Origin of the sequence: Bradyrhizobium sp. AC87j1 (assembly GCF_002936975.1) — a bacterium.
Taxonomy (GTDB): Bacteria; Pseudomonadota; Alphaproteobacteria; order Rhizobiales; family Xanthobacteraceae; genus Bradyrhizobium; species Bradyrhizobium shewense.
The window spans coordinates 1-15,277 of sequence record NZ_PTFE01000142.1 but is presented as its reverse complement, the minus strand read 5'-3'; the positions used below and the strand labels follow the sequence as shown (position 1 = coordinate 15,277).

Sequence of the window (15,277 nt, the reverse complement as noted above, 5' to 3'; positions counted from 1 at the left end):
CTCCAGGGGAGGGTAAGCAGCTAGCCCGACAGCGCGCCCTTCACGAGACCGCTCGCCTTGCCGAAATCCATTTGTCCCGCGTACTTCGCGCGCAGCACGGCGATCACCTTGCCCATGTCCTTCATGCCGGCGGCGCCGGTTTCAGTGATCGCGTCCGCGATCGCCTTCTTCACCTCGTCGTCGGCCATCTGCTTCGGCAGATACGCCGAGATCACCGCGATCTCCTCGCGCTCCTGGGCCGCGAGCTCGGCGCGGCCGCCTTTTTCGTAGAGCTCGACCGACTCCTGCCGCTGCTTGATCATCTTCTGAAAGACGCCGAGCAGGTCGGCGTCCGACAACGGCGGCTTGCCCTGCCCGCGCGCATCGATGTCGGCATTCTTGATGGTCGAATTGACCATGCGCAGCGTGGACAGCTTGCGCTCGTCCTTGGCCTTCATGGCCTCCTTGACCGCATTGTTGATGTCGTCGCGCAACATGATCGTGATCCCTTCGAATATCTGACGCCTGATCTAGGCCGTTCGCGGCCCCTAGACAACCTCGGTTCCGAGCCATTCGGTCAGGGCCCGCACTGTCGCTTCCGGCTGCTCGGCTTGCGGCAAGTGCCCGCAGCGATCGAGGACTTTGAGTCTTGCACCGGCGATGCCCTCGGCCATCTCCTTCGAGAGCGCATTCGGGATGGTGTTGTCGGCATCGCCCGTCAACACCAGCGTCGGGCATTTGATGGCCGCAAGCGTCGGGCGAGAATCCACCCGTGCGATGATCGCGGTCTGCTGCCGCAGATAGCCCTCGACGCCGACATCCTCGTCCTGCGCATGCACGAGCTTGAGAATATCGGCATCATCGCGCCGCAACGGATGCACGAGCTCCGGAAAACTCTCCTCGCGGACGGCGCGGAGCTCGCCGCGCCTGGCGCGCTCCATCAGGGCGCGGCGGCGCGCGGTCGCCTCCGGCGTGTCGGGTCGCGCCTGGGTGTTGATCAGCGCGAGCTTGGCCACCCGCTCGGGCGCCTGGCGCATGATCTCGAACGCGATGTAGCCGCCCATGGAATGGCCGGCGAGCGCGAAGCGCGGCGGGGCCTCGCTCAGCACGCGGGCGGCGATCGCCGCCATGCTGTCGTCGCGGATATGGTTGGCAACCATGACCGGGCCGAAGCGCCACAGCGCCGGGATGACAGGGGCATAGATCCGGGCCGAGGAGGCCAGCCCCGGAACCAACAGAATCGGGGTGGTCTGGTCCATTATTGCCTCGCAAGCCCAGGAATTTGCCGGAAATTGTGCGGCCAAGCTTAGGAGCCCGAGACGGGCTGTCAAATATGCAAAAACGCATGTGAATCGGCGCATCTGCGCTTTGACGGGGGCGTCCGGCAGGCTTATGAAACGCGCTCATGACACAACATGACAACGATCCCGCTTGGCCGGACCATAAACCGACCGCGCTCCTCGTGCTCGCCGATGGCACCGTGCTCGAAGGCTTTGGCCTCGGCGCCGAAGGCCACGCCGTTGGTGAAGTCTGCTTCAACACGGCGATGACCGGCTATGAGGAGATCCTCACCGATCCCTCCTATGCCGGCCAGCTCATCACCTTCACCTTCCCGCATATCGGCAATGTCGGTACCAACGAGGAAGACATCGAGACGGTGAACATGGCCGCCACACCCGGGGCCCGCGGCGTGATCCTGCGCACCGCGATCACCGATCCCTCGAACTACCGCGCCACCAAGCATCTCGACCAGTGGCTGAAGGCGCGCGGCATCATCGGCCTCTCCGGCATCGACACCCGCGCCCTGACCGCGCTGATCCGCAGCAAGGGCATGCCCAACGCCGTGATCGCGCACGCCAAGAACGGCGAGTTCGACCTGCATGGGTTGAAGGAAGAAGCGCGCGAATGGCCCGGCCTCGAGGGCATGGACCTCGTGCCGATGGTCACAAGCGGCCAGCGCTTCACCTGGGACGAGACGCCGTGGCTGTGGGACAAGGGCTTTGGCCGCCAGGACAAGGTGGAGTTCAACGTCGTCGCCATCGACTACGGCATCAAGCGCAACATCCTGCGCCTGCTCGCCGGCGTCGGCTGCAAGGTGACGGTGGTGCCGGCGACGACCTCGTCCGAAGACATTCTGGCGATGAAGCCGGACGGCGTGTTCCTGTCCAACGGTCCGGGCGATCCGGCCGCCACCGGCAAATATGCCGTGCCTGTGATCCGGGACGTCATCAAGTCGGGCACGCCGACCTTCGGCATTTGCCTTGGCCACCAGATGCTCGGCCTCGCCGTCGGCGCGAAGACGAAGAAGATGCATCAGGGCCATCACGGCGCCAACCATCCCGTGAAGGACGAAACCACCGGCAAGGTCGAGATCACCTCGATGAACCACGGTTTTGCCGTGGACGAGAGTACGCTGCCGAAGGGCGCCACGCAGACCCACATCTCGCTGTTCGACGGCTCCAATTGCGGCATCCAGCTCGACGGCAAGCCGGTGTTCTCGGTGCAGTATCATCCTGAGGCCTCACCAGGCCCGCGCGACTCGCACTATCTGTTCCAGCGTTTTGCGGATCTGATGCGGCAGAAGAAGAGCGCGTAAGAACGCGCTCTCGTGCCCCCGCTGAACCGGGGCCTACCACTCGCGGCTCTCTGGGTCCCGGCTCTGCGCCGCAGCGTTGCACGCTGCAGCTCGTCCGGGAGACCTGTTGAGGAACACCTCCACACGATAGAATGTTGTCCCGCTGTCTTTTGCAGCCGGAGCCCCACCATGTCCGTCGTCCGCGACAAGGCCGAGCCGCTCGCCATCGTGTTCGAGGATGACGGGCTCGTGCCGAACAACATCCTTCCGTTCCTGGTCTACCAGGGTGCGGTGAAGCTCGACCCGAAGCGGCCGGAAGAGACCATCGAGAACCTGTTCGAAGCGAACGGCTGGGGCGGGACGTGGCGCAACGGTGTCTACGATTATCTGCACTACCACGCGACGGTGCATGAGGTGCTCGGCGTGGCGCGTGGCAGTGCCCGCGTCCGCTTCGGCGGCGACCATGGCCAGGAGCTTGAGGTCAAGGCGGGTGATGTCGCGATTCTGCCGGCCGGCACCGGCCATCAATGCATCAAGGCGAGCGACGATTTCTGCGTGATCGGCGCCTATCCGCCGCGATCGCAGATGGAGGTCACCCGCGCAACGCCGGAGAACCACGCCAAGGCGCTGAAAACGATTCCAGAGGTCGCGCTGCCGCCGGCCGATCCGGTGACGGGCACGGATGGGCCGTTGATGCGGCTGTGGCGGTAGCCACAACGGCGGCGCCGTAGGGTGAATTAGCGAAGCGTAATTCACCACGTCTGTCTCCGCTGAAACAGAAGAGGTGGGTTACGCCTGCGGCTAACCCACCCTACGAACGTTACGGCACCACGCCCTACGCCGCGTTGCTGCCTTCCTGGCGCGTCGCCTCGAACAGGAACCACGTGCGGCGTTCGGTCTCGTCGATGAACACTTCCAAAATGCTGGCGCTGGCGACATCGCCGGCGTCGTCGCAGACCTCGTGCGCTTTGCGCATCGCGGCCGCGACGTGCTTGTTGTCCTGCATCAGCTCGCGCAGCATCTCGCGCGGCGGGACATAGTCCTCGTTGTTGTCCTTGATGGTCTGGAGCTTTGCGACCTGGCCGATCGACTTCAGCGTGGTGCCGCCGATCTTGCGGACGCGCTCGGCAAGCTGATCGGTGGTGGCGAAGATCTGGTCGGACTGCTCGTCAAGCAGCAGATGATAGTCGCGGAAGTGCCGGCCGCTGATGTGCCAATGGAAATTCTTGGTCTTCAGATACAGCGCGAAGGCGTCGGCCAGAAGTACGTTGAGCGCCTCCGAAACCTTCTTGACCCCGTCGGGCGACAGGTCGGTGGGGGTATCGAGATCGGGCGAGACCTTGTTGTTGGTTTTGCTCACGGGAAGCCTTCCTGTTAGGACGCGGACATTGACGGCGCGCCGTCGCACCCCTAACGCAAGGCGGGCAGCGCCGGTTCCTTGACGGGAACCGTTTGGCCGGGACCTTCGAATACCATGGACGATTGGATCGATTATTACGACTCGACGCACACGATCTATGTCAGCAAGCTGCATCGCGACTTGCACTTCCAGATCATCGCGCGGGACATCATCGGCTACATCTCCTCGCCGGACGCGACGGTGCTGGACTATGCCTGCGGCGAGGCGCTGTCGGCGAGCCTGGTGGCCGCTAGCTGCGGCCAGCTGATCCTCGCCGAGCCCGCGCCGGGCGTGCGCGGCCGGCTGATCGCGCGGTTTGCCCCGAACACCAGGATCCGCGTCCGCTCGCTCGACGATGTCCGCAAGATGCAGGACCAGTCGATCGACCTCGTCGTGATGAACTCGGTCGCGCAATACATGGCGCCGGACGAGCTCGATGCCGCGCTCCTCACCATCCGCCGTATCCTGAAGCCCTCCGGCAAGCTGGTGCTGGGGGACATCCTCCAGCCCAATGTCGGCATGTTCAGGGACGTCATGGCGCTGCTTGGCTTTGGCCTGCGCCACGGTTTCTTGAAAGACGCGCTGATCGGGCTGATCAGCACCGCGCTGTCCGATTACCGTCATCTGCGCACGCGCATCGGGCTCCAGCGCTACAGCGAGGAGGAAATCACCGCCAAGCTGAGAGCGGCCGGGTTCGCGGTCCAGCGCGCCCACACCAATATCGGCCACAATCGCTGGCGCATGACCTTCATCGCACGGCCGCCTCTGGTTCGTTAAGCATAACAATTAGCCGTTGTAGCTTGTCGCACTGCAATCGGTAATGATCGCCTCGGCCCGGTGGCGGAAGCGTCTACGCGAGGGCGGTGCAACGCTCTACATCCTGGTTCAAATCCAGGCCGGGTCTCCAGCCTTCGCTGCTTACGCAGCTTCGGCTCGGCAAGCCTTCTCGTGGCGAAGGCTGCCGCGGCGAAGCCCGAAGGGCGAAGCCGGGCGTGTGTCAGCAATCCGCCCCAACCTCAATCCGCCCCAACCACTTCACCCTCGGGCAACAACTGAAGCCGCTCGGCGTCCTTGCTTGCGGAACTGATCACGGCATCGAGCAGGCCGGGAAAACGCGCGTCCAAATCCTCGCGGCGCAGCCGCATGAAGCGGTTGGTGCCGGCCACGCGCGTCTGCATCACGCCGCATTCGCGCAGCTTGGCGAAGTGATAGGCGAGGTTGGACTTGCCCGCGAGCCCGGTGAAGTCGCCGCAGCAGAGCTCGCTGCTGACACGTTCCTGCTGGGCAAGCTGGTAGACGATGGCGAGCCGGATCGGATCGCTCAGGCAATCCAGCACCATCGGCAATTCGATCTGCTCGCGGGTCGGGTGTCGAGGAATGCGGCTCATGACCCGGAAATCATAGCGAAGCGGCCATAATGTTCAATAGTTCTTGAACCAATTGACTTACAAACCACCACACCCAATAGTTCAATAAACGTTGAACATAGGGATATCGTCGAATGAGCGTGTTCTGGCTGGCCTTGGCGGCCTTTGCGATCGGCACCGAAGGCTTTGTTATCGCAGGTCTTTTGCCCGGCATCGCAGCAGATTTGCAGATTTCGGTCTCCGCCGCCGGCCAATTGGTCACGGCCTACGCCCTCACCTATGCCGTGGGCTCGCCGATCCTGGCCGTCGCGCTGAACAATATCGACCGCCGAACCGTGCTGGCCCTGGCGCTGGCGACCTTCATCGCTGGAAATCTCGCCGCGATGGTGGCTTCCAGCTACGCATTGCTACTGGCCTCGCGGATGCTGATGGCGCTGGGCTCCGGGCTTTGCATGCCGACGGCGCTCGCGGTGTCCGTGGCGGTCGCCTCGCCGGAACGGCGCGGCCGAGCGGTGGCGCTGGTCACGTCGGGCCTGACGGTCGCGACCGTCATCGGCGTTCCCCTCGGCAACCTCGTCGGCAGCCTGCTCGGCTGGCGCGCGACCTTTGCCATGGTCGCCTTGATCGGCACTGTTGCGCTCGCCGGCCTGCTGCTCGGCCTACCCCGCGGCCTGCCACGCAACACCGCCTCGCTGGGCGAACGGCTGGCCGTGGCGCGTCACAGCAATGTCCTGGTCGCGCTTGTGATCACGATCCTATGGGCGCTCGGCGGCTTCACCGTGTTCACCTATTTCGCTGTTCCGCTGCGCGGCCTCGGCTTCGATGCTTCGCAAATCAGCCTTGCGTTGCTGGTGTTTGGCGGCGCGGCCGCGATCGGGAACATGTTCGGCGGTTTGCTTGCCGACCGGCTCGGTACGCTCGCCACCGTGGGCCTCGGGCTCGCCGGCATGGCAGCTGCGCTGATCCTGCACTCGGTGGTCCTGAAGCTGATGCCGGGCCAGGCGCACTATGCGGTGCTGGGCACGATCTTCCTCTGGGGCATCTCGGGCTGGGCATTCTACCCGGCCCAGGTCGCCAGCATCATCCGGATCGAGCCGCAGGCCTCGATGATCGCGCTCTCGCTCAACGCCTCCGCCATGTATCTCGGCTTCGCCATCGGCGGGGCGCTCGGAGGGGCCGTGCTGGCGACCCTCTCGCCAAACGACCTCGGCTGGATCGGTGGAATGAGCGTTGCGGCCTCACTTCTGGTGCATCTCGCCCGTGGTTGGCAGGCCAGGCCAAAACCCGTCAAAATTGCCGGTTGATGGGCGTTTTTCGGGGTTTCGCCGCCCCGGAATCTGGTCTAAGACCCACCCGCGCGCGAGGGAGACCACCGCGCTCTCGGCCAAAGGGACGCGCAGGAGCGCGCCCTTTTTTTGTGCCCAAATTCCAGTCCGGCGAGAGTTGATGCCCAAACGTACAGACATCACCACCATCCTGATCATCGGCGCCGGTCCCATCGTGATCGGCCAGGCCTGCGAGTTCGACTATTCGGGCACCCAGGCGGTGAAGACGCTGAAGGAAGAGGGCTATCGCATCGTCCTCGTCAATTCCAACCCGGCCACCATCATGACCGACCCGGAATTGGCCGATGCGACCTATATCGAGCCGATCACGCCCGAGATCGTCGCCAAGATCATCGAGAAGGAACGTCACGTCATTCCCGGCGGCTTCGCGTTGCTGCCGACCATGGGTGGACAGACCGCGCTGAACTGCGCGCTGTCGCTGCGCCAGCAGGGCACGCTGGAGAAGTTCGACGTCGAGATGATCGGCGCCACCGCCGACGCGATCGACAAGGCCGAGGATCGCCAGCTTTTCCGCGAGGCCATGACCAAGATCGGTCTCGAGACGCCGAAGTCGCGGCTCGCCAATGCCTCCGCCCTGAAGAAGTCCTTCCGCGACAAACGTCAGGCTGAACGCGAAAAGCTCTCGGGCGCGGCGCTCGAAGAGCACGATCGGCAGTGGACGCTGGGCGAAAGCGACCGCCGCAAGCGCTACCAGGAATACGCCTTCGGCCAGGCCATGATGGCGCTGTCCGAGATCGGCCTGCCCGCGATCATCCGCCCCTCCTTCACGATGGGCGGCACCGGCGGCGGCATCGCCTACAACAAGGAAGAGTTCCTCGACATCATCGAACGCGGCCTCGATGCGTCTCCAACCAACGAAGTGCTGATCGAAGAATCCGTGCTCGGCTGGAAAGAGTACGAGATGGAGGTGGTGCGCGACAAGAAGGACAATTGCATCATCGTCTGCTCGATCGAGAACCTCGATCCGATGGGCGTGCACACCGGCGATTCCGTCACGGTGGCGCCGGCGCTGACGCTGACCGACAAGGAATACCAGATCATGCGCGACGCCTCGCTGGCGGTGCTGCGCGAGATCGGGGTGGAGACCGGCGGCTCCAACGTGCAGTTCGGCGTCAATCCCGAGGACGGCCGCATGGTCGTTATCGAGATGAATCCGCGCGTGTCGCGCTCCTCCGCTCTGGCTTCGAAGGCCACCGGCTTTCCGATCGCCAAGGTCGCGGCCAAGCTTGCGGTCGGCTACACGCTCGACGAGATCGCCAACGACATCACCGGCGGCGCCACGCCGGCCTCGTTCGAGCCGACCATTGACTATGTCGTCACCAAGGTGCCGCGCTTCGCCTTCGAGAAATTCCCCGGCGCCTCCACCACGCTGACCACGTCGATGAAGTCGGTCGGCGAAGTCATGGCGATCGGCCGCACCTTCCAGGAAAGCCTCCAGAAGGCGCTGCGCGGGCTCGAGACCGGACTGACCGGCCTCGACGAGATCGAGATCGAAGGTCTCGGCCGCGACGACGACAAGAATGCGATCCGCGCCGCGCTCGGTACGCCGACGCCGAACCGGCTGCTCCAGGTCGCCCAGGCCATGCGGCTCGGCTGGTCGAACGAGGAGATCTTCAACTCCTGCAAGATCGACCCGTGGTTCCTCAGCGAGATGCGCGGCATCGTCGACATGGAGGAGAAGGTTCGCAAGAACGGCCTGCCGGGCAATGCCTTCGGCATGCGCACGCTCAAGGCCATGGGCTTCTCCGATGCGCGGCTCGCGGTGCTCGCCGAGACGACGGAGGCCGAGGTCACGGCGAAGCGCCACGCGCTCGACGTTCGTCCCGTCTATAAGCGCATCGACACTTGCGCGGCCGAATTCGCCTCGCCGACCGCCTATATGTATTCGACCTATGAGGCGTTGTTCGCCGGCGCGCCGGCGGACGAGAGCACGCCATCCGACAAGAAGAAGGTCATCATTCTCGGCGGCGGACCGAACCGCATCGGCCAGGGCATCGAGTTCGACTATTGCTGCTGTCATGCCTGCTTCGCGCTGCACGATGCCGGCTACGAATCCATCATGGTCAACTGCAACCCGGAGACCGTGTCGACCGACTACGACACCGCCGACCGGCTCTATTTCGAGCCGCTCACTGCCGAGGACGTGCTGGAGATCATCGCCAAGGAGCGCACAAATGGCACACTGCACGGCGTGATCGTGCAGTTCGGCGGCCAGACCCCGCTGAAGCTCGCGCGCGCCCTGGAAGCCGCCGAAGTGCCGATCCTCGGCACCTCGCCTGATGCCATCGACCTTGCGGAAGACCGCGACCGCTTCAAGCGCGTGCTCGACAAGCTCCGTCTCAAGCAGCCGAAGAACGGCATCGCCTATTCGGTCGAGCAGGCAAGGCTCGTCTCCGCCGATCTCGGCCTGCCGCTGGTGGTGCGCCCGTCCTACGTGCTCGGCGGCCGCGCGATGCAGATCATCCGCGAGGAGAACCAGCTCAACGATTACCTGCTCGGCACGCTGCCGGAGCTGGTGCCGGCCGACGTCAAGGCGCGCTATCCGAACGACAAGACCGGACAGATCAACACCGTGCTCGGCAAGAACCCGCTGCTGTTCGACCGTTATCTCTCGGATGCCACCGAGATCGACGTCGACTGCCTCTGCGACGGCAAGGACACCTTCATCGTCGGCATCATGGAGCACATCGAGGAAGCCGGCATCCATTCCGGCGACAGCGCCTGCTCGCTGCCGGCGCATTCGCTCGAGCCTGAGATGATCGAGGAGCTGGAGCGGCAGACCCGCGAGCTCGCGCTCGGCCTCGACGTCGTCGGCCTGATGAACGTGCAATACGCCATCAAGGACGGCGAGATCTACGTGCTCGAGGTCAATCCGCGCGCCTCGCGCACCGTGCCCTTCGTCGCCAAGGTGGTCGGAACGCCGGTCGCGAAGATCGCCGCGCGCATCATGGCGGGCGAGAAGCTCGCCGATTTCAAGCTGAAGAAGGCAAAGCTCAAGCACGTCGGCGTCAAGGAATCGGTATTCCCGTTCGCGCGCTTCCCCGGCGTCGACACGGTGCTCGGCCCCGAGATGCGCTCGACCGGCGAAGTCATGGGCATCGACCGCAATTTCGAGGTCGCCTTCGCCAAGAGCCAGCTCGGCGGCGGCACGCGAGTACCGCGCAAGGGCACGGTGTTCGTCTCGGTGCGCGAGAGCGACAAGACGCGCATCGCCGAGGCGGTCCGCGAACTGCATTCGCTCGGCTTCAAGGTGCTGGCGACCTCGGGCACCCAGCGCTTCCTGACCGACCAGGGCATCCCGACCGAGAAGGTGAACAAGGTGCTGGAGGGCCGGCCGCACATCGTCGACGCCATCACCAATGGCGACGTCCAGCTCGTCTTCAACACCACCGAAGGCCCGCAGGCGCTCGCCGACAGCCGTTCGCTGCGGCGCGCGGCCCTCTTGCATAAAGTGCCGTATTACACCACTCTTTCCGGGGCCGTGGCGGCCGCGCAGGGCATCCGTGCCTATCTCGGCGGGGACCTTGAGGTTCGTACCCTGCAGAGCTACTTTTCGGAAACCTGATCGCGAGCAGGGGCCAAGCCTTGCGGGGTCGAGCCTTGCGCTAAGTGATTGGCGATGAAGCCACAATGGCCGGAGGAACTGTCCGGCCATTGTGGTTGTTCTGTTCCGGCGCCAAGCCCACATAACGTTCCGGTGGCGATATGCTCAGCCCCGGAAGCACTGACGAATCAAGGTTGCCGCGCCCTCGGTTTTTGCGGGGCGCGCGACTGAAGAACGAGAGAAGAGATGGAAAAGGTTCCGATGACAGCGGGCGGCTTTGCCGCGCTCGGGGAAGAATTGAAGAAGCGCCAGTCCGAGGACCGTCCGCGCATCATCGAGCATATCGCGGAGGCGCGCTCGCACGGAGACCTGTCGGAGAACGCGGAATATCATGCCGCGAAGGAAGAGCAGTCCCACAATGAAGGCCGCATCGCCGAGCTCGAGGACAAGCTCGCGCGCGCCGACATCATCGACATCTCCAAACTGTCCGGCGACACCATCAAGTTCGGCGCCACCGTGACCTTGGTCGACGAGGACACCGAGAAGAAGACGGTGTGGCAGATCGTCGGCGAGGTCGAGGCCGACGCCAAGAAGGGCCGCATCTCCATCACCTCGCCGCTCGCCCGCGCGCTGATCGGCAAGAAGAAGGGGTCGACCGTCGAGGTCAACGCCCCCGGCGGCGCCAAGGCGTATGAAATTACCAAGGTGGAGTGGCGGTAAGAACTTGCCACTGCGGTGACGTTTGAAAGGCCGCGCCCAGCGCGGCCTTTTTGTTTCGGCGTGGTGCTTGCGCTCGATGAACACATGCCTTCACCACACGTCATTGCGAGCGTAGAGCAACAGCATAAACCGCTCTCGTGTCCCGGACGCGCTGCAACGCCCTTAGCGTTGCTGCGCAGAGCCGGGACCCAGAAAGCAACACGGGAAGGCGCGGTGAGATGGGCCCCGGCTCTGCAGCGCACCGCACCGGACGATCCTCCGCATCGCCGGGAGCGCTGCGCAGCGTCCGGGGCACGAGACCGGAGATCTACCTCCGCCCCTTCACATCCAGCGGCACGGCCGCCTCGTACTTCGAATTATGCAGAACCAATGACGTCCGCACATTGCGCACGTGGGGCGCGGCGGTCAGGTGGGTGACGAAATCCTGGAAGGTCGCCATGTCGGGGGCGACGCATTTGAGGATGAAATCGACCTCGCCCGACAGCATCCAGCATTCCCGCACCAGGGGCTCGGCGCGGACGAACTCCTCGAAGGCGCGTAAGTCCGCCTCGGCTTGGCTGGACAGGTGCACGGCGGCGAATACGGTGACGTCGAAGCCGAGCTTGCGGGCGTCCAGCAGGCCGCGATAGCCGTGGATATAGCCCTCCTCCTCCAGCGCCCGGACGCGGCGCAGGCAGGGCGGCGGCGAGATGCCGACCCGTTTGGCCAGCTCGACATTCGTGATTCGACCGTCGGCCTGAATCTCGGAGAGAATTTTCAGGTCGATGTCGTCTAGGTTCCGCGACACTTGATTGGAACTCCTGGCCTTTGCGGCTTTATTGGTGGGTTTGCCGCAATCCTCATAGCCCAGTCAGCAGGAGTAGCGCAATTTTATTGCGCGTGCACCGCAATCGACTTTTGTTCCTTGTTGGAAAAATCCGCCGACAGGCAATGCAATTCTTGCATAGCTCACCAGAAGGCTTAGATTAGCTCTGATATTTCAGCGCCTCCGCGAGGCCTCCCGGCACGTTCCGCGCCCGCGCTGCGAATCCCCCGTGAAAGGCGTCCGTCAATATGTCCGCCCCTGTCCATGCAAAGGTCGTCATTATCGGCTCCGGCCCCGCCGGCTACACGGCGGCGATCTACGCCGCGCGCGCGATGCTCGAGCCGATCCTGATCCAGGGCATCCAGCCGGGCGGCCAGCTCACCATCACCACCGACGTCGAAAACTATCCCGGCTTCGCCGACGTGATCCAGGGCCCCTGGCTGATGGAGCAGATGGAGAAGCAGGCGGTCCATGTCGGCACCAAGATCATCTCCGACCTGGTGATCAAGCTCGACAGCTCGCAGCGGCCGTTCCGCCTCACCTGCGACTCGGGCGATGTCTATCTCGCCGACGCCGTGATCCTGGCCACCGGCGCGCAGGCGCGCTGGCTCGGGTTGCCGTCCGAAGTAAAGTTCCAGGGCGGCGGCGTATCGGCCTGCGCCACCTGCGACGGCTTCTTCTACCGCAACAAGGAGGTCGTGGTGGTCGGCGGCGGCAATACCGCGGTCGAGGAAGCCCTGTACCTCACCAACCATGCCTCGCAGGTCACCATCGTGCATCGTCGCGACCATTTCCGCGCCGAGCGCATCCTGCAGGAGCGTCTGTTCAAGCACCCGAAGATCAAGGTGATCTGGGACAGCGCCGTCGACGAGATCTGCGGCACCGAGAACCCCAACAAGGTCACCCATGTCCGCCTCAAGAACGTCAGGACCGGCGCACTGACGGACGTGAAGACCGACGGTGTCTTCATCGCCATCGGCCACGCACCGGCGACCGAGCTCGTGAAAGACCAGATCAAGCTCAAACCGTCGGGCTATGTCGAGGTCGCCCCGAACTCGACCGCGACCTCGATGCCCGGCCTGTTCGCCGCCGGCGACGTCGCCGACGAAACCTATCGCCAGGCCGTCACGGCCGCCGGCCTCGGCTGCATGGCAGCTCTCGAAGCCGAACGTTTCTTGGCCCTGCGCGCCAGCGAGCGCGCGGCAGCGGAATAAAGATCATGCCCCGAACACGCGACGGATTTACGGATATGGACTGGGACAAGCTGAAGGTGTTTCACGCAGCGGCGGAAGCTGGCAGCTTCACGCATGCGGGCGAGCAGCTCGGCCTGTCGCAATCGGCGGTGTCGCGCCAGGTCTCGGCGCTGGAGCAGGAGCTTTCGGTCTCGCTGTTCCACCGCCATGCCCGCGGCCTGATCCTGACCGAGCAGGGCGATTTGCTGTTCCGCACCGCGCATGACGTGTTCATGCAGCTCCAGGCGGCGCGCGCCAAGCTGACCGACAGCCGCGAGCGGCCGAGCGGCGACCTCAAGATCACCACCACGCCCGGCGTCGGCATCAACTGGCTGATCCCGCGGCTCGGCGAGTTCACCGCGCTCTATCCGGAAATCCGGATCTCGCTGATCGTCACCGACGAGGAGCTCGACCTGTCGATGCGCGAGGCCGACGTCGCGATCCGGACCCGCAAGCCGACGCAGCCGGATCTCATCCAGCGCAAGCTGTTCGCGATGGGCTTCCACGCCTATTGCTCGCCGGAATACATCAAGCGCTTCGGCACGCCGCGCACGCTGGAGGAGCTCGACTCCCACCGCATCATCACGCTCTCGGACGGCAACTTCGCGCCGCATTTGCAGAACCGCAACTGGCTGGTCGAAGCCGGCCGCAACGGCTCGGGTCCGCGCGAAGCCTATTTCAGGGTCAACAACATCCTCGGTCTGGTGCGCGCCTGTCAGCAGGGCCTCGGCATCGCGGCGCTGCCCGACTACCTCGTCGAGGAACAGAGCAAACTCGTGCAGCTGTTCGGCGAGTCGGATTCGATCCAGCTCGATACGTATTTTGTCTATCCCGAGGAGTTGAAGACGGTCGCGCGCGTGCAGGTGTTCCGCGACTTCGTGGTGAGCAAGGCGCAGCGCTGGCCTTCCTGATTTCCGCATGACTGACATGCGGCCTCGGCTGTTGCTGCATGGCGCTCGTCAAGCTCATACTGCTTGCACGCTGAGCCTTCGCGTTGCGCATTTGTCCCCCTCCTCCAGTGGCGCGGGAGTTCAGTAATCCCTCTTGGAAGGTGATTGTGTCGGCCTCACGTGGCCAATACCTTAAGCCGGGCTCGTTCGAGCCCGGCTTTTTTTCAGTCAAATCGGCCTTCGCCTTCCGCGTGTATTGACAGTTCCAGGCATACCCCGCATCATTTGCAGATGATCACGAAGTCGTGCGCAATCTCGTCGAAGGCGATCGCCTCGAAAAAAGGCCCCCATCCGGGGACCTCGGAGTTTTGCGCGCGCTAGACCGGCTTCGTCATCGCTGCAATCCCGAAAACCCCGCCGCCTGGACGGGGTTTTTTTCATGTGCCCTCCGTCTCAGGTTTCCCGAGAAGGAGATGGAAACATGACCGGACTTGAAGATCATTTGCACGGGCTGTGGCTGCCGCTGGTGACGCCGTTTCAGGGCGGCGCGCTCGACGAGCGATCGCTGCGGCGGCTGACGCGACATTACAGCGCGCAAGGCATCGACGGCTTCATCCTGGGGGCGACCTCGGGTGAAGGCATGACGCTGCGCGAAGCCGAGCTCGAACGCCTCGTCGCCATCGTGCGCGACGAGATGGCGGCGGGCCGGCGCACCTTGCCGATCTGCCTCGGACTGTCGGGCGCGGACACCGCGCGGCTGAAGGACCGTCTCGACGAGACCGCGGACTGGCCGATCGACGGTTATCTGATCGCAAGCCCTTATTATGTGCGCCCCTCGCAGCGCGGCCTCTTGGCGCATTTCGAGACGCTCGCCGATCACGCCGCTTGGCCGATTGCGCTCTACAACATTCCCTATCGCACCTCGGTGAACATCACCAACCAGACCATGCTGCGGCTCGCCGAGCATCCCAACATCGTAGGCTTGAAGGATTGCGGCGCGAGCCGCGAGCAATCGATCGCGCTGCTGCGCGACAGGCCGAAGAAGTTTCGCGTGCTCACCGGCGAGGACGCGAACTATTTCGAGGCGCTCGTCGACGGCGCCGACGGCGGCATCGTGCTGTCCGCCCATGTCGAGACCGCGACGTTTGCGGCGGTGTATGCGGAAGCGAAGCGCGGCAACCACGACGCGGCGCTGGCGCGCTGGCACGAGGTGGCCGATCTGACGCGGCTGCTGTTCGCCGAGCCGAGCCCGGCGCCGGCGAAGTATTGGCTGTGGCGATGCGGCCTGATCGACAGCCCCGAGGTGCGCCTGCCGATGGTGGAAGTGAGCAGCGAGCTCGCCGCCGCGATCGATCGCGAGATCGAGCGACGGACGAAGGTTGCGGCGTAGTTTCTCGTTCACCCTCCCCTGGAGGGGGAG

The 15,277-nt window shown here is 64.3% G+C and carries 14 protein-coding genes and 1 tRNA gene; 10 read left to right on the top strand and 5 right to left on the bottom strand.

What is annotated here, in order from left to right:
• Positions 1-20: 20 nt before the first annotated feature.
• On the bottom strand, positions 21-476 hold the full coding sequence (locus tag CV770_RS37860; RefSeq protein ID WP_091958318.1) for a GatB/YqeY domain-containing protein: 456 nt from the start codon (positions 474-476) through the stop codon (positions 21-23).
• A gap of 51 nt (positions 477-527) precedes the next feature.
• The gene (locus CV770_RS37855) at positions 528-1,238 is read right to left on the bottom strand and encodes an alpha/beta fold hydrolase (RefSeq protein WP_104465954.1); all 711 of its coding nucleotides are present in this window, start codon (positions 1,236-1,238) and stop codon (positions 528-530) included.
• 146 nt (positions 1,239-1,384) lie between these two features.
• On the opposite strand from CV770_RS37855, the gene carA reads away from it, so the two are divergent.
• The gene (carA, locus tag CV770_RS37850; RefSeq protein ID WP_091958325.1) at positions 1,385-2,575 is read left to right on the top strand and encodes a glutamine-hydrolyzing carbamoyl-phosphate synthase small subunit; all 1,191 of its coding nucleotides are present in this window, start codon (positions 1,385-1,387) and stop codon (positions 2,573-2,575) included.
• Positions 2,576-2,743: 168 nt separating this feature from the next.
• Positions 2,744-3,265: a cupin domain-containing protein gene (locus CV770_RS37845; protein ID WP_104465953.1), complete on the top strand. Its 522-nt coding sequence runs from the start codon at positions 2,744-2,746 to the stop codon at positions 3,263-3,265.
• 124 nt (positions 3,266-3,389) lie between these two features.
• Here the strand turns inward: CV770_RS37845 and CV770_RS37840 are convergent, their stop codons facing one another.
• On the bottom strand, positions 3,390-3,914 hold the full coding sequence (locus CV770_RS37840) for a Dps family protein (protein ID WP_104465952.1): 525 nt from the start codon (positions 3,912-3,914) through the stop codon (positions 3,390-3,392).
• A 114-nt stretch (positions 3,915-4,028) separates the two neighbouring features.
• On the opposite strand from CV770_RS37840, the gene CV770_RS37835 reads away from it, so the two are divergent.
• Positions 4,029-4,730, top strand: coding sequence for a class I SAM-dependent methyltransferase (locus tag CV770_RS37835; protein WP_104465951.1), 702 nt, complete (start codon positions 4,029-4,031; stop codon positions 4,728-4,730).
• Between the two features lie 54 nt (positions 4,731-4,784).
• Positions 4,785-4,860 (top strand) — tRNA-OTHER (locus CV770_RS42025).
• Positions 4,861-4,969: 109 nt separating this feature from the next.
• Here the strand turns inward: CV770_RS42025 and CV770_RS37830 are convergent.
• The gene (locus tag CV770_RS37830) at positions 4,970-5,341 is read right to left on the bottom strand and encodes an ArsR/SmtB family transcription factor (protein WP_104465950.1); all 372 of its coding nucleotides are present in this window, start codon (positions 5,339-5,341) and stop codon (positions 4,970-4,972) included.
• A gap of 113 nt (positions 5,342-5,454) precedes the next feature.
• Between CV770_RS37830 and CV770_RS37825 the strand changes: the two genes are divergently transcribed.
• The 3 genes from CV770_RS37825 to greA all read left to right on the top strand — a co-directional run bounded on the left by CV770_RS37825 (position 5,455) and on the right by greA (position 10,930).
• Complete coding sequence (locus tag CV770_RS37825) at positions 5,455-6,624, top strand: MFS transporter (protein ID WP_091958340.1); 1,170 nt, start codon at positions 5,455-5,457, stop codon at positions 6,622-6,624.
• A gap of 142 nt (positions 6,625-6,766) precedes the next feature.
• The gene (carB, locus tag CV770_RS37820; RefSeq protein WP_104465949.1) at positions 6,767-10,231 is read left to right on the top strand and encodes a carbamoyl-phosphate synthase large subunit; all 3,465 of its coding nucleotides are present in this window, start codon (positions 6,767-6,769) and stop codon (positions 10,229-10,231) included.
• Between the two features lie 225 nt (positions 10,232-10,456).
• A complete protein-coding gene (gene greA, locus CV770_RS37815) occupies positions 10,457-10,930 on the top strand; it encodes a transcription elongation factor GreA (protein WP_007596674.1) in 474 nt (157 codons plus the stop codon).
• A gap of 307 nt (positions 10,931-11,237) precedes the next feature.
• Here greA and CV770_RS37810 read toward each other — a convergent pair whose 3' ends face one another.
• Entirely contained in the window at positions 11,238-11,717 is a 480-nt protein-coding gene (locus CV770_RS37810; protein WP_026201989.1) for an Lrp/AsnC family transcriptional regulator, read from the bottom strand.
• Between the two features lie 266 nt (positions 11,718-11,983).
• Between CV770_RS37810 and trxB the strand changes: the two genes are divergently transcribed.
• The 3 genes from trxB (at position 11,984) to CV770_RS37795 (ending at position 15,247) form a co-directional block, all read left to right on the top strand.
• The gene (gene trxB, locus CV770_RS37805; RefSeq protein WP_091958346.1) at positions 11,984-12,949 is read left to right on the top strand and encodes a thioredoxin-disulfide reductase; all 966 of its coding nucleotides are present in this window, start codon (positions 11,984-11,986) and stop codon (positions 12,947-12,949) included.
• Between the two features lie 5 nt (positions 12,950-12,954).
• On the top strand, positions 12,955-13,878 hold the full coding sequence (locus CV770_RS37800) for a LysR family transcriptional regulator (protein ID WP_026201990.1): 924 nt from the start codon (positions 12,955-12,957) through the stop codon (positions 13,876-13,878).
• A 460-nt stretch (positions 13,879-14,338) separates the two neighbouring features.
• Positions 14,339-15,247: a 4-hydroxy-tetrahydrodipicolinate synthase family protein gene (locus CV770_RS37795; protein ID WP_104465948.1), complete on the top strand. Its 909-nt coding sequence runs from the start codon at positions 14,339-14,341 to the stop codon at positions 15,245-15,247.
• The last annotated feature ends 30 nt before the right edge of the window (positions 15,248-15,277 follow it).